Here is a 20,166-nt window from a genome sequence, read left to right on the forward strand (position 1 = left end):
GTCTGCTGAAACTGTGTCCGTCATCAGTCGTCCAGTCCGGCGGGTAGTTGCCATGTAGGCGCGCCTTGCGGGGCCGTGGAGAAGAGGCGTTCGGGAATGGGACTGACCAACACGTTGATCTCGGGTTGCACTTCGCGCATCGAATTGGCGATCACGAACGGCGCCTGGGCCGAACTTCCAACGGATGCCTTCGCGTTTTCCGGGCTGATGATCAGCGACATGTACTTGTCGCCTTCACCAGTGCGTTCGTACACCAGTGTCTTGCTCATTTCAGTTGCGCGCTTGGCGCGCTCGGACCAGCGGTCTATGCGGTTCACGAGCAAGTCGCTCGCCCGCTTCGTGGCTTCGTCATCAAGCGAGGCGGCTGCAATGCGCTTCTTCAGCCGTTCGACGATGCGCGCAACGGCGGGCAAACTGTCCTTGATTCTCCAGGCATTTCGCTCCGGGGAGAGTCCTTCAGCCTGAAACGCTTGAGTGACCCTTGCGACGCTGACGAGCAGGCCGTCGATCCCGCGCGCCAGCGACGTCGGCGAGTACGGCGTCACCGATAGCGCTTCAACTTGGGCATAGAAGGTTTCGTGATAGTGACGGAACTGCTCGAAGTGCGCGAGGTCGCGCGGACGTGCCCAGTTCCCGAGTGCAACAACCAATCCGGGTCGGTCGGTCGCATCGCGCCCAACGCGGGAGGATGCCTGGATGTATTCGGCGGTGTTCTTTGGTTGTCCGACGACGAGCATCAGACCGAGGCGCTGCACGTCCACACCTACTTGCAGCATCGAGGTAGCGAGCACGACATCGAAGGGAGATTCCTTGCGCGCCGCAACCCGCTTGTCCGCTGCTTTATCGGCGAGGCGCGTGCGCATCGCTTCGGTCGTGTCGTAATCGGGATCGAACTCCAAACCGAGGCGGTCGAGGGTCTGGCCGATCTCCGCCGATGCGATCCGCGAGGTCAGTTCGCCGATGTTTAGCAGGCCGTAAGAGGCCCCGAGCCGCGAGGGAAATCCTGAGTCCTTGCGAGGTCGCTTCACGCGGTTCTGCACGTCGTCGGCCATGTAGCGGGTCATGCCGGCCAGTTCGCGTGTTGCGTTGAAGTATCCGACCAAGGTCATGTATGGGTCTGCGTCCGCTTTGCAGCGGTCGAACAGCAGTTGTCCTGCCGAGAGGAGAACCTCAGCGACCCGGATCTCCGCACTTGAGAGTCGAACACCTTGAGCGCTGACTCCCAGATACCGCCTGCCAGGCCACTTCTGGCTAATGGGTATCTCCTCCGAGAAGTAGGTGTCGGCAACATCGAGCACTTGAGGCGGGAAGATCTCGACCTGACGGCCATAGAGACCGCGCACCTGCTCCTGGGCGTTGCGGACGGTCGCGGTCGAAGCGACGATGAGCGGCCGCACCGGTGTACCGTCGGGCGTCTCCCATGACGACAAAGTCTCGACCGCAACTTCGAACAGGCCGACCGAGGTGCCGAGGGCGCCCGTGATAAGGTGCAGTTCGTCTTGAATGATCAGGTCTGGCGGACGCAGCCGGTCGACGGGGCGCACGGTCGCAGCGGGTTGACCTTTCGTCGCCGGGTGGGCCGTCGAGATGTTGCACGCAGCGTAGTCAGGGTGCACATATCCGTGGCGCCCGCATTTTTGGCCCACGTATCCAAAGAGTGCCGCGGCCTCACCTTCCCGAGCCAAGCGCGCGAATTTGTCAACGGTCGCGATTACGAAAGCCGGTGTTAGCCGGTAGATCTCCTCGTCGACCGTCAAGATGGGGAGGCCCTCTGTGACTGCACCTCCTTTGGCGAACGGGCAGCGCGCGAGTTCGTCACCGCAGTGAACGAAGACACGGCGCAACGTTGCGTCGGCCTTCACATGAGCGGCCGTAATTGGGGTTCCGCACCATGGGCATCGCTGGATCTGCAACACGGTGAGGCGGTGCGCACCGTATTCATTGGCCCGAGTAAGTTGCTCGTCTGCTTCTTCGAACCGCTTCGGACTCACATCCGTGCCGACCCACAGGCCGATGCGAAACGGCTCAGTGCCCCAAATCGCCTCGTCTGCTCGACGAGCGAGTTCCGCGGCGCACATCAACGCCGTAGCGCGCTGAAACTGTTGAGAGGTCAGCAGGCGGAGCGTGTATCGCATCAGCACAGCGACACCGTCGTTGCCGTCAAGCGGCCCCTCGGCGGAGGGAAGCACACCTTGTCGACGGCGGATCGCAAACGTATATGCCGCGAGGCCGAGGTAAGCCTCGGTCTTGCCGCCACCGGTGGGGAAGAACAGGAGCTCCACGCGGGCCTGGTGGTCGGCGCTGCGGCGGGGTGTCGTCGGGTCGGTGAGCGCACCAAGCTGCATCAGGATGAACGCTAACTGAAATGGTCGCCATGAAGCCGCTGAATCGCCGCGGCCCGCGACGCGCACCTGGGCGTCCTCAATCGAGAGGGTGGGATCGGATGCTCGTTCAGCTGCGACTTGGGTCGAGATCCGCTGGTCTCGCATCACCCGATTCATGAAGTGAAAGCAGCGCAACGCTTCTGCATCGGTAGCGAGGTGGTTTAGTCCTGCTTGCAGGCGGGAGTGGGCTTGGCGCGCCTGCCAGAGCACCGGCTCGGCAGTGGCCCTGAGATGTTCCGGTAACGCGCTGGCAGTCACTTCCTGGCTGTCTATCCAAGTGTCGTAGCCGGTTACGAGCGGTTCCAGTCCCGTCCGTAACTCATCATGGTTCGCCTTAGAAAGCCCATCCATTGCCAATAGGGCGGTCTCGACTGATCGAGCTCGGGTTTGTGGGGTCTCGGCGACAGGAAGCCAGGTGGTCCATACCGCGGACGCTCGCCGCGCCCCGTTCTTCACTGCCCAGTCAACCGAGCATGTGCGTCCGATCGCGTACTCCAGCCGATTACGGTACTGCAAATTCAAGCGACGCAGCTCGTCGTCGTGCTCGGGCCAATCTTGTTCGAGCACATCGCGAACGGGCAGAAAGACGTCTGCGCCGCCAGCGTCTACGTGAAGCTTCGTCTGGAACATCCACATTCCCAGCGGGATCGGCGTGGGAGTCTCACGGTCGTTGCACAACGCAATCTCGACTAGTGCTCGCTCGAACATCGGGTCGTCATACAGGTCAATGCGTAGGCCTATTGACTCCCGCAAAGGCACGGTCGTTGTCGTGCCCTGCGTCAGGTCGCTGATTCGGACGACCCGCGATTCCTCAACAGGAATCCGTTGGAAGTCTCTGAGTGGCCGGCCGGCCTTCGTGACCTTGTCCGTCTCGACGGTCTCGTAAGTACCCCACGTCGCTGTAACGACGAACGACTCCAAATCGACTGGGACCTGAAATCGCAGACCCATTGACGACGGGATCATCAAGCCTTGCTTCGGTGCTCGATCCTCCGTGTCGTCATCTTCAGTATCGGCCTCACCTGCGTCTGCCGAAAACGCTGGGACGCCACGGCCCTCTACAAGTGCCTCTTCATCTACCCGCGCCTCGACCAGACTCCCCCGGTCTGTCGTCTCCTCCGTCTGTTCCTCCGAAGACGTTGCGTTGGTCAACTTGACCGGGGCGATGTAGCCGACGAGGTACTGGGATCGGGGGCTGAACGGCAGCAGTTCCTCCGGACCATGGATTGGCCCGAGAAGTTCACGTTCTAGAACGTCAACGAGATTTTGGCGGACGGTGAACGAAGTCCCGTCAGGCGAGTAGCGCAAGTCATAAGTCGCCTGCGGACCCGTTACGATCTCCGGGGAGTTGGTCATCCGAACAGTGTGCCTTCCGTCGACGATACCGCCCCCGCCCTCTTGGCCCTCCGCTCCGACGTTTCTGACGACACCTCGATAGCCGCGCGACGATGGTTTTCCTCCAAGAGCCGATCGAGAATCTCCACCCTGGCCGCAGGGCTTACCGTCCACCGCTCCATTTGCCGGTAAGTGTGAAAGCCATGGCTAAGGGGAATGTCCGACCATCCGTATGCGTGCATTACGGCCTCGTCAAGTTCGACGTGGGTCGAGCGAATGCGCCCTACGTCGGCATCCGACGCCGATGCGATCTGCGGATCATTAATGAGCTTGTAGAGTTTCGTCAGACCGATACTTCGACGCAGCATGACTTCTCTCCTGTACGAATCGAGATTCTGACCTACAAGATCCAAAGTGTCATTCGGATCAGGCCTCGGGAATGTTTCGAAGCATTCCGAAGGCGTGTAGCGCGGGTCAGTCCGCATACTTGATGCGTAGGTAATAGCCCAACACTGATGAGCCGAGGAGCTCAGCACAGCGAGATCGCTTGCAGAATTCAACGCAAAAACAGTGAGACTGTCGCTCAGTACTTGATTATTTGGAACACGAACAGGGAGGACGGTCCGGCTAACCCTCGTCAACACAAGCACCGAATCTAAATCCCGAATCGCTTGCCTCATAGCTGGCCTGCGTTCGGCAAATCTCCACCAATAATCTCGGTATACCTTGCGGTTGTTTTCCATCCGCACTGGGCGGACATCTCGAATAACTCGCGCGAACGGCTCTGCATACTTACGCGCCGCGGCTTCGTCCATATCATTAAAGTCGATCACCCAACGACTTGCCGAGAGATCGGCCCGCGAATATAGGTCATCTCCATTCAGAAATGGGAAAAGCACATCTCGATTCGGGGCGAACGTGTCAATCCATTCGAGCGCTTCGGATTCGCTTACTATGAACCCCTTGCCAGTTATCTTGCAGCCCTCATAGGCAACGCCGCGATTCGCGGGCAGCGCAACCGGGCTCAGCGTAATCCGAGCGGATGCCTCCAGCATTGTGGATATGTGGTCGACCACGGCTCCGTCGACGACCCGAGGCAGTCCATCCGGCAACTTCGCAGAGGTGCCCCAGACAGCAGCGTATTCAAGATTTGCTCCTGCGGCGGGCCAAGGTGCGCTCTTGGTCCCGCGGACGATGCTGAAGCCTCTTGTCACAAGTCCGTCGAGACCGACGAGCTTCGTCTCGCCTTGCGCGATGGTGTTTGTTGCGACCAGCCCAAGATTGCCATGTTGATTGAGCAGTTCGAACGCGCGACGGAAGAAGTATGCAACTAGGTCGGCGTTGCCGCGCTGAGAGTTAGCGATCTGATGGATCCACCAGTCACGCACAGGCTCACCCATCGCTCCGGTGATCTTTGAGCCGCCGAGGAAGGGCGGGTTGCCGATGATCGCGTCAAATCCGGCGTGATCGGCTGCGACGTCAGGAGCTTCGATAATCCAGTGGAGTGGTTTCCAGCGACTGTAGTCGGTGGGAACGGTGGGCTTTAATCCGCTGTCGATGATTGTGTTGAGGTGAGTGGAGTCCGATTGTCCGGTCTGCGGGTGTGCAGCCTTGACGGCGATGCGCAGGTTCTCATAGACCTCGTCGAGGGCCTTGCCGGGTTTGCCGCCTAGTGGTAGGCCGGCGCCGATCACGCCATCGGCGATTGTTCGAAGGTCAGCCGTCACACTGCGCAGTTCGCTAAGTTGACGGCGTTTTGCAGCGCTATTTCGGGCAGGATCGTTGTCGTCGATCGGGGTGGCAAGCCGTTCGCGTAGATCGACGGCCTTGCGGATGGTGGCGTCAATGTCAACGTCGAAGATCTCGAACATCTCCCCCACAGGCACGCGTGCAGGATCAATGTGCAGTTTGCGCAGCTGGTCCAGGGTCGTCAGCCCCAGCAGCGAGTTGCCGTGGAAGATTTTGTCGTCTACGAATGAGAACGGCAGATCGCGGTCTAACGAGACCAGCCATAGAGAAAGCTTGCACATCTCGACTGCCATGTCGTTGATGTCGGCACCGTAGAGGCAGTTGGCAACCACTTCGCGGACAGCCCGCATTTTGAGATCCCCGCGGTGACTGTTGCTTGGATCCTCGGAGGTCCAAGCCTCTACGACGCGATCCGCGAGGTATCTCGCCGCGGCGACCAGAAATGCTCCGGAGCCGCATGCTATGTCAGCGACCTTCAAACTCAGGATGTCGTCGGAGGACCTCAGCTTCCATTCAACCTCGTCAGCAGTGCGATACGGCCCCGGCGAGTAACACAGAGGTTGCAGTGCATACAGAACCACGTCCTCCGCAAGCGATTTCGGGGTGTAATGCGCACCAGCGTTCTTGCGTGAGGGAGTCTCCTTGACCATTAGCCCACCGCCGAGCACTACGAACGGACGCCCACGAAGATCGAGCCGAACCAGCCCCAGCCACGGCAGTGCCCGATCCCGTAGTCCTTCGTCGCCACCGACAGCCTGCGTCAGACCACTGACGATGTTTGGCTCCACCACGGCCCCAACAGCCTTAGTGATCGCCGCGGTCGATTGGGGCTTGGCCGATGGCTGATCGTGATCGACCCACCGCTGGATGGCGGCAGCAAGGTTCTTCGGATCCATGTCCTCGGAAGCCATTTTCTCCAGCACTGATAGCGGGATCTCTGGCTCATCCCCCGACGTCCCGCGCAACCCCATGTAGGCTTCGCTGACTGTCACGGCCGTATAGCCGAGCAGACCCTCGTAGATGTAGCCGATCTGTTCGACATCGATGTCGCGGAACGAGATACGGCGCGCTTCACCACCTTTGAGAACCGCCTGCTGTACTGATCGCAGCACGTGCAACATCACCCGATCTGAGACTGTGAGCGTGAGCGTGCCGTGCTCACTCGCCGCAGTCATGAAGCCAAAACGGGCAGGATCGAATAGGGAGCCGCCGTAGGCGGGCATTCGCATGCTCTCGAACGACGCCCCTCGATATAGCGCCTGACTAGTGGCAAGCAGTCGATGCCACGTCAGCGACGTGGCATCTAGTGCCTCCTCGCCGTCATCCACCTCGCGAGATTGAAGCCGGTCCAATTCGCCCGAGATGCCGTAGCCCTGCGCGAACAATTCCCCCGAAGGCAACAGACCGCGCTCTTCGGCGAAAAGCAAGAACACGATCCGCATCATCACCGTGACAGCCGCTTCGTATACCTGATGCGTGTTCTCGGGCAACGGATCCGGTGCACCACGTCGGGTAGCGTCGGCCGCTGACTCGGAGAAGGACTGCACCAACAACTCCACTGCGCGGCGCACCTGGGCGCCAAGCGCCTCGGTGATCTCTTCGGCTGCCGCGACGGATTCTGCGAACAGCACCGGCAACCGCTCGGCCGGATCTCCGCCCACTATGTACTGACGGCTGATGACCGCGAGAAAGGCATCCCGAGTCCGCGGCTCCTCGATCCATGTCAGCGCATCAACGACGCCCGAGGCCACCATGCTGCCTTCGCGGGCACACACCAAACCCCACCAGCGGCCGTCGGTGACAATGCCAATCGCACAGCCGTTGTCACGCAGCAGCGCTTCCATCCGATCGATGGGAGTCGCCGCCCACAAACCATTCGGCGTCTGCCGCAACGATTCCACCGGGTCGACCAAATGCACCAACGCACCGAGGCCATCGGTCCCCAACAGTGCTGCCTGCGCGGTCACAGTCACCGCGCGATTGGGCGACTGCGCTTGCACACCTGGAACCTGCCCCCACGACAACGACTCTGCCCACCCCACGACATCGCGTAAAACGGTCTCCACCCATTTGTCCCGTGCCGACCGATACGCTTCGACCGCAGCATCGTCGCCCCCAGAGCGATCCAACGTCTCCCACGCAGACTCAAAATCCTTGCGCGCATGGGACAGTGCCTCCCGACGATCCTCCGGCAACGCCGGCACTCCCTGTGGCCACACACGCTTCAACGGAGACACCGCCAGGAACGGCCCGTCGGTATCCACCAACTCCAACCACTGTCGATGCAGATCAGCCACACTCGGAACCACCCGACGGCGGGGCGAAATCACCACTACTTCAAGCCCCCATCCGCGTCGTCATGCGTCAACGCGAAAACCACAGCCGCAGCAGTTGTATGAGGCTTCACATCGGCATAGCGATCAGCGATCGCCACAACTTCGCGATACTCCTCGTCGTCAAGCTCGTCGAGCCGCCGCTCCATCGCCTCAATGTCTCGGCGCCACTGCTTTTGCTGCTCATCACCCCACAGCGTCGCCTCCGCCTCAGCGTCTTTCGTACGAAGCTGATTCAGCGATTCCGAAAGATTTGCGCGAAACGCCGCGAAGATTTCGTGCGCACGGCGCGTATCGGCGCTTTGCCGACTTGCAAGCTGCTCCATGACCAGCTCATGCCGGCGTGCGGCCCGGTCCTTCATCGAGTCCTCTAAGCGTTTCCGCAGTGGCGCGTCCGGTTCGTTCCACGTGGCGCAGAGGGCAGTGACCGTCCGATTGTTCGCTGACTTCAAATTCTGGCCATCCAGTGCTAGCTCCAGCGCTGCTTCAGCTTTCGACTCGGCCATCGCCCGGCGCCCCTTCAACCGGACACCCGCCAGGAAAACATCCTCATGCAGTCGCACTCCACCACGGCCGACCAACACCATTCTGGTCACGGCCGCTACGAACGACTCCGACAGATCGTCGACAACCACAGCGGTCACTCTGTTCAGAGTTGAGTCAACGCTCCATAGCGACCGTCTCAACAAGCGTTGTGCCTTCTGCACGATCGGATGGCCAAGGTGGACGTAGACCAGGTCGTTCCGCCCATCGATCGCGTTGGCGTCAAAGGTGATTGGACGGATCCGGCCTGGTTGCAGACGGGTGTCCAGTCCCTTCAAAGCGTCCTGCCAACCGGAGGTAAGTACTGGTATCTCGAAGACGTCGGCATCAGTGCGGTCGTCGCCGATGGGGACAAGAGGCGACTGGTGATTGATTCGCAGCGCGGTATCCACCACCCGTCGCAGGTTGCCGGGCTCTAAGTGGAGCTCAGCGCGGGACTCGTCGTAGCCCTGTTCCAGTTGAGTGAGCCGTGAGTTCAACTCCATCCCACCCGCTAGGGCGGAGTTGATCACCTCGTTGGCGTCGACGCCTATGGTCTTGCGTTTGGGTGATTTTCGGCGAGCGAAATGTTCTTGGATCTCGTCGCCGATAACCTGATTGACCGATCCGAGGTCCTGTTCGACCAAGGCCACTTTCCTCGCGATCCTGGCCATGAAGTCCGCATCGGCTGCGTAAGTCGAGGCTGAGGCGTCCGGCACGAAGTGGAAGACTTCGGGCCGCTCGGCCTGGCCGTACCGGTCGATGCGGCCAATTCGCTGCTCAAGCCGCGAAGGGTTGAAGGGGATGTCGAAGTTGACGAGTCGATGACAATGCGTCTGCAGATCGATTCCTTCACCCGCTGCATCGGTGGCGAGCAGGAGGCGGACCGCTTCCTTCGCCGGATCCTCGGTGAACTGCGAGCGGATGTACTCACGATCTTCGCTCTTCGTCGAGCCCTGGATGACCGCCAGTCGATCCGAGTATCCGCGCTGCGCGAGCACGCGTTGCAGCCAATCGACCGTGTGGGCGTATTCGGTGAACACGACGACGCGTTCATTCGTCCAGTGCTTACCGTCCGGTCGGCACACTGCTTCCAAGAACTCGACGAGCGCTTCCAGCCGCGCGTCTGGGCGACTCTCGTAACTCAGCCCCCACTCGGCGAGCTTCTCCAACTCCCCCGGCTTGGCAGCGGTTAAAGGATCCGAGCCCTTGGATTCACGGAGACGCTCGGCCTCATCCTGCTCCCACAGACCTTCTTCCTCATCGGCCTGGCCTTCTCCAAAAATGTCGTCGTAGTCGTCCGACAAGCCTCGGCCGGCTCTTGAACTGAGGTAGTGGGTGAGCGTCATCCCGAATGCGAAAGGGCTGGACAGGAAACGCTTCTTCAGCAGCATCGTCACGATGTCGCCCCCGGGCTTGGTGCCGTTCTGTTTGGCGCTACGCGTAACGATCTCGTCGAGCAGCGAGAACATCTCTTGTTCGGTGTCGTCGGGCGTGAATTGGAGCGCCTTGACCTGACGATCCTTGAATCCCTTGCCCTTCAAGTCTTTCTTGAGCCTGCGGACCGTCACGTCCTTGAGCGCGTTCGAGTCGAGTAGTGCACCGCGTGAGAACCGTCGCGGGTCGATCATCTCCATGAGCGCGGTGAAGGATTCGGGGTGGCCGTTGTGTGGTGTGGCGCTCAAGAAGAGGCGATGTTCGCATCTGTCTGCAAGCTGGCGAACGGCAACAGTGCGTTGAGTGTCCACCGCGTACCCGCGACCACCGGCCACCGCACTCGGACTCGACGGGGCGACGTGGTGAGCCTCGTCCACGATCAACACGTCGAATGCGTATCGCTTGCCGGACTTGGGGCTGGACGTCTGCGCGTACACATCACGGAGAAGCCGTTGTGCGCGCACCTTGGGCAGCCACGCCATGCTGACGATCACCCGCGGGTAGAGCAGGAACGGATTTGCATGCAACCCATGGCTGCGGCGCACTTCGGCCATTAACTCGCTATTGACGATGGTGAACTGCAGACCGAACTTGTCCCGCATCTCGTCCTGCCATTTCAGCGACAAGCTGGGCGGGCATACGACGACCGCGGTGCGCGCGCGATGGCGTAGGAAGAGTTCTTGGAGGACCAACCCCGCCTCGATGGTCTTGCCCAACCCGACGTCGTCGGCCAGCAGTAGGTTGGCGCGTGGGCTGGATAGCGCTCTTCGTAGCGGCTCCAACTGGTAAGCCTCGACTGCGGCGCCCGACCAGAACGGCGCCTGATACCGATTCGGATCAGCTGACGTCACTGCACCCCACCGCATGGCATCGACGAACCCTGCCAGCGTCACGGGGTCGTCGAAGCCCCCGGGATTGATCGTCTCGGGAAGGCCCTGCGCGGGAGTTACGGTCTGGCCGACCTCAAGCTCCCAGATGACCGACAGCTGCTCTCCGAGCCGGTCCTCATCGAGCGACTGAAGGTCGACGACGTGGTTGAGCTGAGCGGTTGCCTCGTCAGCTGGACTGCGTGGCAACCCCTGTGCCTGTACGTTCGCGACCGCCCACGTCGAACCCCTGACCTCCACAACCTGACCAGGTTCCGGTGGCGAAATCGCAACTGACAAGAAGCCCCACCCCAATGTTTCTAAACAAACAATCCGAGGCGGACACTATCGCACCACCGTCTGACACGGATGGTCCTTCGGCGAGGCCGCGCGATGTCCCCCGCGCATGGAGCAAACCACGCTCTGCTGCTCTCGCTTCGACGCCCGCCGGCATTCCGCGCCCCCGGCAAGTAGCGCCAGCCCTAGAGGTCCCTCGCGGATACGGACGCGGCAACTAGACGAGCGCGTGCACACGCGCTTCGATGACGGACATGAGCGGACAAGTGGATCAGCCCCATCACCGGTGGCTTGCGGGGGTCGGCGGCGACATCCAGCGCGAATACGATGTTGCCAAATCGGCCGCAGTAGGGACGAGGAAGCACCGCGGACGGAGCATACAGCGGCGTGGTCACCTCTACGAGTCGCTTTGGCGGAGGCTACTCATCGGCTGGCTTCCACCGGAATATGAGATCGGAACACGGAAGTATCTAATTCTCGACGGTCCAGACGGCAGTTCAAGTCTCTCCTCTGAGACGGATCTCGTCATTTACCATCCCGCCTATCCGCGGCAGCTCCGAGAGCGGTCAGAAGTGCTTGTTTCGGGTGTTGTTGCTGCCTTTAGCGTAAAGGGCGAACTCACGAAGAAAAAGCTAACGTCAGCCGCGGACGAAGCTGCGAATCTGCGTCGAGGTGTCAATCAGATACCCGGAAATATTGTGGGAGAACTGTTTTCGCCGTTGATCTTCGGAGTGCTCGCAAGTTCCTATCGACACGCCAAAACAATCAATCCTGTTTATGAAAATACTCGACGTTCTAGAGGAGTCAACGACTGCAACCGTGCACCCGCGCGAAAACTTGGATTTGGTGTGCGTCGCCGACCTTGATTGCTGGTTCCGCGAGGCAAACGTCTCGAAGAAGGAATCGGAGAAGTCGCATACCTATTTCGACGTGTGGATGTGCTCCAGCGACGACAACGCAGATCTGTTCCATCACCCCGTGGCCACGTTGGTAGCAGCACTGTGGGCCAAGATGGCAGCTAGGGACGATTCGCTCCGTCTGATCTCGGAGCAGCTTCGACGCAGCCGCACAGCTGGCCGAAACGGAGGTGTCGGGTATGGACGTTCGCTGGAGCCGCTGATCTCGCCCGGGCTGTACTCCAGCGCATTTTCTGAACGGGGCGGACTTTCGTTCGACGGCTGAGCTCGTCGAGGTGAGCGTCGCGATTCAGGTAACTGCCCTTTCCCGCGGACCTGGGATGTAGTAGGACCGACCACGAATGCAGTGGGCGCCACGCCAGCCCGGTGCAGCGTCACGCAACGGCCAGCCGTGAATGTGCCTCTTTCGGCATATCGGGCAGGCCACAACCACCGTGCGACCACTGCTGCGCCGCGCCGGTCGCACCTCGACCACAAATGCCAAGACTGGGTCACGCAAGGCTCGCTCGGCATCGATGCGCAGTCCGTCGCGGACCGCTAGAGGCAGCGCGTCGAGGGCGCCGCTCTCGATCTGGGCGAGCACAGCTCGGGCATCGGCCGCAGCCTCCCCGCATGTGCGCTTCCGCTGGGTGTGCGCCGATACTTCGGCGTCTCGATAGATCATGGATATTCCTTTCAGTCGTGGTGTGGCGTCTTTGCTGCGTGGCTCATTCGGCGTGTAAGCAGCGTTGGGTGTGCTGGGTTGGCACACTGCGACGGCCACAAGCCTTTATCGGAGGTCGCACCTGCAGTTTTTGACTCAGAATCCTGACGGATTCCATCGAGTTAAAGAAACCAGCACACCCAGCACTACCCAGCACGGCCTGCGGAGCTTCCGACTTGCCTCCAGCATTAACCCTGCACTGGCCAACACCCGCTTGGGGAGTTTGATGTTGGGTCTAGTGCTGGGACGGCGGCGCACATCAACTCGCGCATTCATTTGCTGGAAGCCGGTCGGTGTGAACAGTGACGTAGTACCGCGCCCCTGAACTGTTGCGGGTCGCCTTCTCCAGTCCGTAGGACGAGCCGTCCAACCCAAACTGAGCGTCAGACACCGGCTGCTCACCCATCGCGAACGTCCACGCGCGGTATGACGCGTAGACAGCCGCCGCACGCTGCGGACGCTGATCCCGCCCGACAGTGCAGCAGTCGCTCAGGAATCGCTCCACCGAGCCCTGCGTGTCTTCCCGGTATGCCTCGCTCGCCTCCCTAACGCTCGCAGGAACCCTCAACTTGTCGTGCTCCTGGGCGTCACGAGACTTCAGATAGTCGACCGCACCGGAGACAATCCACGCCAGAATCCCGGGCCCTTCCTCCGCGACGAGTTTGGCGGCCAGACCTTCTTTTCGGTCCTCCGCGGCGACCTGGTGAAGGAACGGGACCAAGCTGAGGCGACGCCAAAATGAGGTGCCCCCGCCGGACATTGTCGGCTTATGATTACCCGTCAGAATGAGCGTGTGAGACGGCGTGAAGTCGCTGAAATTCTCCCGCATTCCCCTGCCCGACAGCTGATCTCCGCCCGTCAGCATCTTGGTCTTCTGCTCATCGAACTGAGCGCCCTTGTTGACCTCGGAGCAGACGACCAGACGCGCACCGCGCAAACGGGCAATTTCTGTCTCATGCTTGTCGCGACCTGCGATAAGAAAGTTGGCTGGTGCGGTGATCGCATACTCGCCGCCGAACACGCCGAGCAGAACCTCGCACAGAACCGACTTGCCGTTGCTCCCCTGCCCGAAGAAGAACGGTAGGACGAACACGGTCGGGGTAATTTTCCCGTCATCGTCGGACTCTCTGCGCGACCCGGACAACTTCGGCAAGCAGTGGCGAGAGGTACGCGACTCCCTCGGCTTGCCGGACGTGTCGTCGCACTCGTTCCGCAAAACGGTGGCCACGCTGATCGACGATTCCGGGCTGTCGGCCCGCGTAGGCGCGGACCAGCTGGGCCACGCGCGGCCGTCCATGACCCAGGATGTCTACATGTCGCGGGGCACCGTGCACACCGAAGTGGCTGCGGCGCTAGACAAGGCAATGGGTATAAACATCGAATAAACGTCGAATCGCTTCACGTAGCGACGCCAAAACAACCTCTGAAGTGGCCAGGGCCGGGATCGAACCGGCGACCTTCCGCTTTTCAGGCGGACGCTCGTACCAACTGAGCTACCTGGCCGGAAGGCCACCGACTCACACCGGTGTACCTCGCCAATGATGGCGACCCTGACGGGACTCGAACCCGCGACCTCCGCCGTGACAGGGCGGCGCGCTAACCAACTGCGCCACAGGGCCTTGCTTTCCTGCGTTACTGCTGCTCCGGTGTCACCACCGTCGCGTCGTACCCCCAACGGGATTCGAACCCGTGCTACCGCCGTGAAAGGGCGGCGTCCTAGGCCGCTAAACGATGGGGGCCAAAGCCGAATCTCTTCGGGGTTGCCCACAACGCGGTGACGTTGGGAGCTTCGATAGCTTAGGGTACCGACACCCAAATCCTCAAACGAGGGTGGCCAAGTATCCTTCTGTACCGCGCCCCTATAGCTCAGTTGGTAGAGCTACGGACTTTTAATCCGCAGGTCCCCGGTTCGAGCCCGGGTGGGGGTACCAAGGTGTCGTCACCTCCGCGCACCCCGCCGGTACAGCGCCCACCCGACGACGATCAGCAGGATCCCGAAGGCCAGGAACCCGAGGTCCCACGCCGGCGGGCCGCCGAGATCGTCCCGCACGTGGTGGATCTGAAGGATCTGATGGTCGACGACACCCTCGACCACGTTGAAGATCCCCCACCCCAGCAGCAGCAGCCCGACGTGGAACGGCCACGTGGGGGCGAGCCGCCCCTGGCGCCATGCCACGACCGTCATGGTGGTGCCCGCCATCACCAGCAGCCAGGTCACCACGTGGAAGAAGCCGTCGGCCAGGACGTTGACCTCCAGGCCCGCCACGGTGTCGGTGGGGTGTTCCGGCACGCTGCTGAGGATGTGATGCCACTGCAGGATCTCGTGCAGGACGATGCCGTCGACGAGACCGCCGAGGCCTAGTCCCAGCAGTAGGCCCGGCGCCGCGGACGGCGTGGTCGTGGAGCGCTTCGCGGTGGTCGCCATGCGGCGCGGATCCCCAGTGACGCGGCCGTCAAACGGGCCGTGTCAGTCGTCGCCCTTCTTCGGCTTCTTCGGCCGGTCGGCACCCCGCCCCCGCTCCCCCGGCGGCCCGGGCGCGGGCGGCGGCACCAGCACCGCGGACGACGTCGAGACGGGCACGGCCGTCGTCGTCGACGGCGTGCTCGACGTCGTGGGTGTGGTCGTCGGCTCGGAGGTCGCCGGCTCCGACGACGTCGCCTCCACGATCACCAATACCAGGGCCAGCAGGACGGCGGCCGCAACGGCGATGCCGGCCAGCGCCTTTCGGCGGCGGTCGGGCGGAGGTGGCGGGGGCACGGCACCCGTGAGCGGTGGCGGCACGGGCGCGGAGAGCACCCGCGTGGGCGGCCGGATCGCGACGAGTGCGCTGCGCATCGCGTCGGCGCTGGGGAACCGCACCGCGGCATCGGGTGACATCGCCCGGTCGATCACGCCCGCGAGCACGGGGTCGACGTCGGGCCGCGCCGCGCGCAGCGGGCGCACGTCGCGCTCGGCCACCGCCCGCAGCAGTAGCACCGGGTCCTGCTGCGGGAACGCCATCGTGCCGGTGAGGGCCTCGTAGCCCATCGCGCCGACGGCGTACAGGTCGTCGGCGGGCGAGGCGGGCTTGCCGGAGATGCGGTCCGGGCTCAGGTAGGCCATGGTGCCGACCACCTGACCGACGCGCGTGATGTCCGCGCCGGTGGACTTCGCGATGCCGAAGTCGGCGAGCTTGGCCTCACCCGTCGCGCCGAACAGCACGTTCGAGGGCTTGACGTCGCGGTGCAGGATTCCGGCGGCGTGAGCGGCGGCCAGGCCCGCGAGGACGTCGGCCAGCACGGCCCGGACGTAGGGCACCGGCATGGGTCCGCGGGCGATCGACTCGGCCAGCGTCGTACCGGGCAGCTGTTCCATGACCAGGTACGGGACGCCGTGATGCTCGCCGCTGTCGTGCACGGTCACGATGTTCGGGTGGTTGGTCGCCGCGGCCACGGTCGCCTCGACGCCGAAGCGGGCGCGCGAGTCGGGGTCGTGCAGCAGCGAGCGGTGCAGCAGTTTCACGGCCACGGGCCGATTCAGCCGGACGTCCCAGCCCGCGTGCACCTCGGCCATGCCGCCGTGGCCGAGCAGGCCGCGGAGTTCGTATCGGCCGCCCAGGAGTTCGTGGTCCGCCATCGGTCCCACGCTAGTGGCGCGGGTGGCCGTCCTCAGACGTTGGGGCAGTAGTGCATCGGGTTGCCGCGATGCTCGAGCGGCGGCAGGTTTCGCGCCGGCGTCTCCGGCAGCGGTGCGTCGGCGGGCGCGCGACCGGTGACGCGGTCCCATCCGGCGCGGGCGCGCGGATGCATGCGGGCGCGACGGGGCAGCAGGGCGAACACCTTGCCGACCGCCGTGCCGAGCAGCCGGTGCAGCCGCTCGTCGCGTGCCGACCAGTCGTAGCCCATCAGCTCGCGCACCGGCGGGTCGTACAGACCGACGGTGAACCACACGAAGAACGTGGCGACCAGCGGACGCTGCAGGTTCCACAGCCAGGTGGGCAGCTGCCGGGCGAACGGCGGCTTGGGCAGCTCGCTGAGGTCGAGCACCGCGCGGGCGGCGTAGTTGTTCTCCAGCACGTTGCGACACATGTGGTCCCAGTACTCCTGAAAGTCCTCCCAGGTGTCCGGGACGGGCCGGGTGCTCATGCCGTACAACGCGTACCAGGCCTTGTGCTCCTCGAACAGCTGCCGCTTCTCGGCCTCGGTGAGGCCACCGCAGAACCGGTCGGCGACGATCAGGGTGCCGACGAAGAACGTGGAGTGCGCCCAGTAGAAGACGTCCGGGTTCAGCGCGTGGTAGCGGCGCCCCTGGGCGTCGACGCCCTTGATGTCCACGTGATAGTCGCGGACCTCGGCGCCGGTGCGGGGCGCCTGGTCGCCGTCGAACACGACGCCACCGATCGGGTACAGCGAACGCAGCAGCCGCTGCCACCGCTCCACGAAGAACGTCGAGTGCTCCTCGACGGCGGCGCCCAGCTGCGGGTGCATGTTCTGCATGGACCCCGCCCACGGGCCCTGAAGCAGGCCGCGCCAGTCGCCGAAGTACTTCCAGGTGAGCGAATCGGGCCCGAGCGGCGGCGCGGCGTAGCCACCCGGCGCGACGGGGCAGCCCACGGCGACCGCCGCGTCGCTGGTGACCGGGCAGGTCGGGGACGTATCTTGTGTCACTGGCGGCTTCTCCATCGGCCGGGCGGGAGATTCTGACTACAGTCGTTGTCAACGAAGAGCTTAGGAGGAATGTGACGTCCGGTCAACGACGGAGCCAGTGGTCCGGCGTCCCACTCCGGGAACGCGCGGCGCTGCGGCGCGACAAACTCGTCGCCGCGGGCGTGCAGTTGCTGGGGGGACCGACCGGGCCGGCGCTGACGGTGCGCGCCGTCTGCCGCGAGGCCGGCCTCACCGAGCGCTACTTCTACGAGAGCTTCACCGACCGCGACGAATTCGTCCGTGCCGTCTACGACGACGTGTGCAGCACGGCGATGTCCGCGCTGACGTCGTCGACCACGCCACGCGACGCCGTCGAGCGGTTCGTGACCCTCATGGTCGACGACCCGGCCCGCGGCCGCGTCCTGCTGATCGCCCCGGAGCGCGAACCGGTGCTCGCCCGTTCCGGCGCGGAGTGGATGCCGACGTTCATCGACCTGTTGCAGCGCAAGCTGACCCGGATCACCGACACCGCGGTGGCGGCGATGGTCGCCACGGGACTGGTGGGTGCCCTCACCGCGCTGTTCACGGCCTACCTCAACGGGCGACTAAGCGCGACGAGGGAGCAATTCATCGACTATTGCGTCGACATGTTGCTCAGCCGGGCGACGACCGGCTGAGCGACCGGCCTACTCGTCGGGCGTGCTGGCCGCGGCGAGTTCCTGCTCCTCCTGCGCGGCGGCCTCTTCCTCGGCGGCCTTGGTGGCCCGGCCGACCTCGCTGGCCTGAGAGTTGCCCGGCGACGTCGCCGACGCGACCCCGGCGTTGCAGTTCAAGTAGAACTGCACGGTGTCGGAGACGTGCGCGCCGTCGTTGGCACTCGCGAACGGTGCGGTCTGCGAACGGGTGACCAGGCACTCGTCCTCGCTGACCTTGTCACCGACGCGCGCCGCCACCACGACGGTCTGACCGGCGTCACTGGCCGCGGACGATGCGTCGGAGTACGACTGCCCCGCGTAGTCGTCCGCCGAGGCGATGCCGGTGCCCAGCACCGCGGAGAACGCGAATGCGCATGCAGCGCCAGAACCAATAACGATGAGCTTCTTCACGGTAGCCCTATCTGCGAGTCGTAACAGCCTTGCTCGCGGGGATCGTACCGCCGCTAGTTCGACCGTGCACGACTAGTAGACCTGCAGCTGAAGGGCCTCTCAGCAGGTGTTGGTCCGGCGTTTACTCGCCGCCGGTCTGGGCGTTCGCGGCGGCCAGTTGCTCGGCCTCGGCCTGCTGCTGCGCAGCCAGCTGCTCGGCCTCGCGCTGCTTCTTTGCTGCCAGATCCGCCTCGTACATCTTGCGGCCTTCCGGGCTGGCCAGCGAGAAGCCGGGCCAGTTCGCCGTTCCGTACTTTGCGTAGCAATTGAGGTTGACGTTCATGACGCCGTTGCGCTGGTCGCCGAAGCCGTCGATGCCGGGCGCCTTGGTGGCGCTGGTGACGATGCACGCGTCCCAGTCCTTGCGGTCCCCGACCGTGGTGGAGACCTGCGCGGACAGACCCTGCTGGCTGAGCGCGGCCTTCGCATCGGCGAACGTCTGGCCGACGACCGCATCGTCGGCGCTGGCGACGCCGGTCCCCAGCAACGCCATGGACACCGAGGCAGCTCCGAGGGCGCCGGCTCCGAGAATCAGGATCTTCTTCACGTCTGCTGCGACCTTTCGTCACGCCGGGGTGGGCTGCGCTTTTGCTGGGCGGGGGTGACCCGCCCCGAATGCTACCGGGTGAAGTGTCGTTTCGAGGCTAGCTGTGCCACACCCGTCACACTCGGATAACAGAACTTGAATGTCACCGGGGGACACAGATATATTGACTGCAACCAACGGGTACAGATACTTATCCGAGGTTCCGAACGCGAGGAGGACGACGCCCCATGGCGATGGACTTGACCGACCTGCATCTTCTGCGAGAACTCGAGCCCGTGGTCGAGAAGAACATCAATCGGCACCTCTCGATGCGCAAGGACTGGAATCCGCACGACTACGTCCCGTGGTCCGACGGCAAGAACTTCTACGCGCTCGGCGGGCAGGAGTGGAGCCCCGAGCAGTCGAAGCTGTCGGACATCGCCCAGACCGCGATGGTGCAGAACCTGCTGACCGAGGACAACCTCCCGTCCTACCACCGCGAGATCGCGATGAACTTCAGCATGGACGGCCCCTGGGGCTGGTGGGTCAACCGCTGGACCGCCGAGGAGAACCGCCACGGCATCGCCCTGCGCGACTACCTCATCGTCACCCGCGCCATCGACCCCGTCGAACTCGAGACCATCCGGCTCGAGCAGGTCACCCGCGGCTTCAGCCCCGGCCAGAACGCGCAGGGCGACATGTTCGCCGAGAGCCTGTTCGACTCCGTCATCTACGTGACGTTCCAGGAACTCGCGACGCGCGTCTCGCATCGCAACACCGGCAAGGCATGCAACGAGACCATCGCCGACCAGCTCCTCGGTCGCGTGTCCGCCGACGAGAACCTGCACATGATCTTCTACCGCGACGTGTCGGCCGCCGGTCTGGACATCGCCCCCAACCAGGCGATGAAGTCGCTGCACCGCGTGCTGCGCAACTTCAAGATGCCCGGATACACGGTGCCCGAGTTCCGCCGTCGCGCCGTGACGATCGCCGTCGGCGGCGTCTACGACCCCCGCATCCACCTCGACGACGTCGTGATGCCCGTGCTGCGCAAGTGGCGCATCTTCGAGCGCGAGGACTTCACCGGCGAGGCCGCCGAGATGCGTGACGACCTCGGCAAGCTGATCGAGGAACTCGAAGAGGCCTGCCAGAAGTTCGAGACGGCCAAGCAGCGCCGCCTCGAGCGCGAGCGTCAGGTGGCCGAGAAGAAGGCGCGCAAGAACCTGCTGGTGGGATCATCGTCGTCGTAACCGCTCCCCCGGACACGGACACGGCCCGATCCCTCAAGATCGGGCCGTTCGCCTTGCGCAGCCCCGTCGTGCTGGC

Annotated in this window: 13 protein-coding genes, 4 tRNA genes and 1 pseudogene; 6 read left to right on the forward strand and 12 right to left on the reverse strand. The window is 63.3% G+C overall.

What is annotated here, in order from left to right:
- Window positions 1-23 precede the first annotated feature (23 nt).
- The 3 genes from drmA to drmD are packed head-to-tail and all read right to left on the reverse strand — an operon-like array spanning window position 24 to window position 10,926.
- On the reverse strand, window positions 24-3,740 hold the full coding sequence (drmA, locus tag AC1MEY_RS18105; RefSeq protein ID WP_480226820.1) for a DISARM system helicase DrmA: 3,717 nt from the start codon (window positions 3,738-3,740) through the stop codon (window positions 24-26).
- Window positions 3,737-7,765: an Eco57I restriction-modification methylase domain-containing protein gene (locus AC1MEY_RS18110; RefSeq protein WP_480226821.1), complete on the reverse strand. Its 4,029-nt coding sequence runs from the start codon at window positions 7,763-7,765 to the stop codon at window positions 3,737-3,739. The genes drmA and AC1MEY_RS18110 overlap by 4 nt, the downstream gene beginning before the upstream one ends.
- A gap of 35 nt (window positions 7,766-7,800) precedes the next feature.
- A complete protein-coding gene (gene drmD, locus AC1MEY_RS18115) occupies window positions 7,801-10,926 on the reverse strand; it encodes a DISARM system SNF2-like helicase DrmD (protein ID WP_480226822.1) in 3,126 nt (1,041 codons plus the stop codon).
- Window positions 10,927-11,177: 251 nt separating this feature from the next.
- On the opposite strand from drmD, the gene AC1MEY_RS18120 reads away from it, so the two are divergent.
- Window positions 11,178-11,789, forward strand: coding sequence for a DUF6602 domain-containing protein (locus AC1MEY_RS18120; protein WP_480226823.1), 612 nt, complete (start codon window positions 11,178-11,180; stop codon window positions 11,787-11,789).
- On the forward strand, window positions 11,743-12,105 hold the full coding sequence (locus AC1MEY_RS18125) for a hypothetical protein (protein ID WP_480231741.1): 363 nt from the start codon (window positions 11,743-11,745) through the stop codon (window positions 12,103-12,105). Before AC1MEY_RS18120 ends, AC1MEY_RS18125 begins: the two co-directional genes overlap by 47 nt.
- Window positions 12,106-12,802: 697 nt before the next feature.
- On the opposite strand, the gene AC1MEY_RS18130 is transcribed toward AC1MEY_RS18125, so the two are convergent.
- Entirely contained in the window at window positions 12,803-13,636 is an 834-nt protein-coding gene (locus AC1MEY_RS18130) for a phage/plasmid primase, P4 family (RefSeq protein WP_480226824.1), read from the reverse strand.
- Window positions 13,637-13,643: 7 nt separating this feature from the next.
- Between AC1MEY_RS18130 and AC1MEY_RS18135 the strand changes: the two are divergent.
- Window positions 13,644-13,928: pseudogene (locus AC1MEY_RS18135) on the forward strand (tyrosine-type recombinase/integrase); the annotation flags it as partial.
- A gap of 44 nt (window positions 13,929-13,972) precedes the next feature.
- Here AC1MEY_RS18135 and AC1MEY_RS18140 read toward each other — a convergent pair.
- The 3 genes from AC1MEY_RS18140 to AC1MEY_RS18150 form a co-directional block, all read right to left on the reverse strand.
- Window positions 13,973-14,046, reverse strand: a tRNA-Phe gene (locus tag AC1MEY_RS18140).
- A gap of 39 nt (window positions 14,047-14,085) precedes the next feature.
- Window positions 14,086-14,162, reverse strand: a tRNA-Asp gene (locus tag AC1MEY_RS18145).
- A 47-nt stretch (window positions 14,163-14,209) separates the two neighbouring features.
- A tRNA-Glu gene (locus AC1MEY_RS18150) sits at window positions 14,210-14,282 on the reverse strand.
- Window positions 14,283-14,398: 116 nt separating this feature from the next.
- Here AC1MEY_RS18150 and AC1MEY_RS18155 point away from each other — a divergent pair.
- Window positions 14,399-14,474, forward strand: a tRNA-Lys gene (locus AC1MEY_RS18155).
- Between the two features lie 8 nt (window positions 14,475-14,482).
- Here the strand turns inward: AC1MEY_RS18155 and AC1MEY_RS18160 are convergent.
- From AC1MEY_RS18160 to AC1MEY_RS18170, 3 genes are read right to left on the reverse strand one after another with little or no spacing between them, the layout of a single operon-like run.
- Entirely contained in the window at window positions 14,483-14,968 is a 486-nt protein-coding gene (locus AC1MEY_RS18160; RefSeq protein ID WP_480226825.1) for a DUF2243 domain-containing protein, read from the reverse strand.
- 42 nt (window positions 14,969-15,010) lie between these two features.
- Entirely contained in the window at window positions 15,011-16,159 is a 1,149-nt protein-coding gene (locus AC1MEY_RS18165) for a serine/threonine-protein kinase (RefSeq protein ID WP_480226826.1), read from the reverse strand.
- Between the two features lie 32 nt (window positions 16,160-16,191).
- The gene (locus AC1MEY_RS18170) at window positions 16,192-17,190 is read right to left on the reverse strand and encodes an oxygenase MpaB family protein (protein ID WP_480226827.1); all 999 of its coding nucleotides are present in this window, start codon (window positions 17,188-17,190) and stop codon (window positions 16,192-16,194) included.
- Between the two features lie 71 nt (window positions 17,191-17,261).
- On the opposite strand from AC1MEY_RS18170, the gene AC1MEY_RS18175 reads away from it, so the two are divergent.
- Window positions 17,262-17,846 (forward strand): TetR/AcrR family transcriptional regulator, encoded by a 585-nt coding sequence (locus AC1MEY_RS18175; protein ID WP_480226828.1) that lies wholly within the window; start codon window positions 17,262-17,264, stop codon window positions 17,844-17,846.
- Between the two features lie 9 nt (window positions 17,847-17,855).
- Here AC1MEY_RS18175 and AC1MEY_RS18180 read toward each other — a convergent pair whose 3' ends face one another.
- Window positions 17,856-18,275, reverse strand: coding sequence for a hypothetical protein (locus AC1MEY_RS18180; RefSeq protein ID WP_480226829.1), 420 nt, complete (start codon window positions 18,273-18,275; stop codon window positions 17,856-17,858).
- Window positions 18,276-18,396: 121 nt separating this feature from the next.
- The gene (locus AC1MEY_RS18185; RefSeq protein WP_480226830.1) at window positions 18,397-18,861 is read right to left on the reverse strand and encodes a hypothetical protein; all 465 of its coding nucleotides are present in this window, start codon (window positions 18,859-18,861) and stop codon (window positions 18,397-18,399) included.
- A gap of 227 nt (window positions 18,862-19,088) precedes the next feature.
- Here AC1MEY_RS18185 and AC1MEY_RS18190 point away from each other — a divergent pair, with 227 nt between their 5' ends.
- Window positions 19,089-20,090 carry an acyl-ACP desaturase gene (locus AC1MEY_RS18190; protein ID WP_480226831.1) on the forward strand — a complete coding sequence of 334 codons (1,002 nt, stop codon included), beginning with the start codon at window positions 19,089-19,091 and terminating at the stop codon, window positions 20,088-20,090.
- The last annotated feature ends 76 nt before the right edge of the window (window positions 20,091-20,166 follow it).

The organism is Mycobacterium sp. PTI7, assembly GCF_056679845.1.

Excerpts from the sequence above, each read along its gene's own strand:
- drmA (WP_480226820.1), bottom strand. The coding sequence starts at position 3,740 with ATGACCAACTCCCCGGAGATCGTAACGGGTCCGCAGGCGACTTATGAC.
- AC1MEY_RS18120 (WP_480226823.1), top strand. The coding sequence starts at position 11,178 with ATGAGCGGACAAGTGGATCAGCCCCATCACCGGTGGCTTGCGGGGGTC.
- AC1MEY_RS18160 (WP_480226825.1), bottom strand. The coding sequence starts at position 14,968 with ATGGCGACCACCGCGAAGCGCTCCACGACCACGCCGTCCGCGGCGCCG.
- AC1MEY_RS18165 (WP_480226826.1), bottom strand. The coding sequence starts at position 16,159 with ATGGCGGACCACGAACTCCTGGGCGGCCGATACGAACTCCGCGGCCTG.
- AC1MEY_RS18190 (WP_480226831.1), top strand. The coding sequence starts at position 19,089 with ATGGCGATGGACTTGACCGACCTGCATCTTCTGCGAGAACTCGAGCCC.